This window comes from Bartonella sp. AA1HLJMS (assembly GCF_042197445.1).
In the GTDB taxonomy this organism is placed as follows: Bacteria; Pseudomonadota; Alphaproteobacteria; order Rhizobiales; family Rhizobiaceae; genus Bartonella.
Genome location: NZ_JBHIRW010000208.1, coordinates 1 through 1,118, shown reverse-complemented (window position 1 = coordinate 1,118; position 1,118 = coordinate 1). Strand labels below are relative to the sequence as shown.

General features: G+C 32.8%; 2 protein-coding genes. One reads left to right on the top strand and one right to left on the bottom strand.

Annotation, left to right across the window (positions count from 1 at the left end):
• On the bottom strand, nucleotides 1-230 hold a 230-nt coding region (locus ACFIQE_RS10655; RefSeq protein ID WP_375707731.1), incomplete at its 3' end, for a helix-turn-helix transcriptional regulator.
• 109 nt (nucleotides 231-339) lie between these two features.
• Here ACFIQE_RS10655 and ACFIQE_RS10650 point away from each other — a divergent pair.
• On the top strand, nucleotides 340-957 hold the full coding sequence (locus ACFIQE_RS10650; RefSeq protein ID WP_015856319.1) for an XRE family transcriptional regulator: 618 nt from the start codon (nucleotides 340-342) through the stop codon (nucleotides 955-957).
• Nucleotides 958-1,118: the final 161 nt, after the last annotated feature.

The following is a 1,118-nucleotide window of genomic DNA, read 5'->3' as shown; positions in this document are numbered from 1 at the left end:
TGGTGTTCATTATTATCTGTAGGAGCAGCAATAAAAGCAGAACTAGAGCTAGAACTATCCTTCAACTTTTGCAGCTTGAGATAATTTATTACGGAGATAGATCCTCTTTTTTCCCACTTGCAAACAGCTGCTTGAGTTACACCAAGCATTTTCGCCATTTCTGATTGTGTCCAATTAAATTTGCCCCGTATTGACTTAGTCAGATTCTTAAAATCTTCTCGTTGATCCATTTACAAGCTCCAATTATAGCTTTATCTTATTTTATTCATATAATTATAGTTATATAAAGTCAATGAAAATTATCTTTATCAACGATAAAAAAATAAGGTAAGCAGAAGTATGAGTAATAAATCTAATATCATAAGCACATTAAAAAAGATTTTGACCGAGTTTAACTTAACGCAAGAAGATGTAGCCAAACGGCTAAACGTAACACAAGCTTCAGTGTCTAAGTGGTTAAAAGATTCTGATCCACGCGGCTCTAATCGAGATGCCATTTTAGAATTATATAAAGAACTAAAAGGGGATAATCACTTCACAACTTTTGTTCCTCTTATGGGGTATATTGGAGCAGGAACACAGATAGATCCAAGTTTTGAACAAATCCCTGAAGATGGTCTTGAACAAGTAGAAATTCCTTTTGCTTTACCTGATGATATGGTTGCTTTTGAAGTTAAAGGAGATTCTATGATTCCAGCCTATAAAGATGGAGATATGGTTATCGTAAGACGGCGCCAAATTAAAACAATAGAATCTTTTTTTGGCAAAGAAGCCGTTATTTTAACACATGATAATAAAAGATATATAAAGCAGATTAGCAGGGGAATGAATGGTGAAATAGATCTGCTTTCTTGGAATGCCTTACCTATTAAGAATGTTAAAATTGTGTGGGTTGGAGAGATATTTGCTATTTTGCCAATAAGTTCTTACAGCAAGATGATTCGGACTTATCGCTAATTATCCTCCCCTCTTATTCAGCAAGATATTATAATATTTTTTATAAAAATATAACTTTTTATAATTTTTTGCTTGCTGTTTTATAATTATAGTTATATAAGTAATTATACAAACCACGCACAAACAATCGCCAAGAGGCGTTAGGGAGGAAAAATTATGGA

Bases quoted from the DNA above. Each gene is read 5' to 3' on its own strand.
- ACFIQE_RS10650 (WP_015856319.1), top strand. From the start codon at position 340: ATGAGTAATAAATCTAATATCATAAGCACATTAAAAAAGATTTTGACC.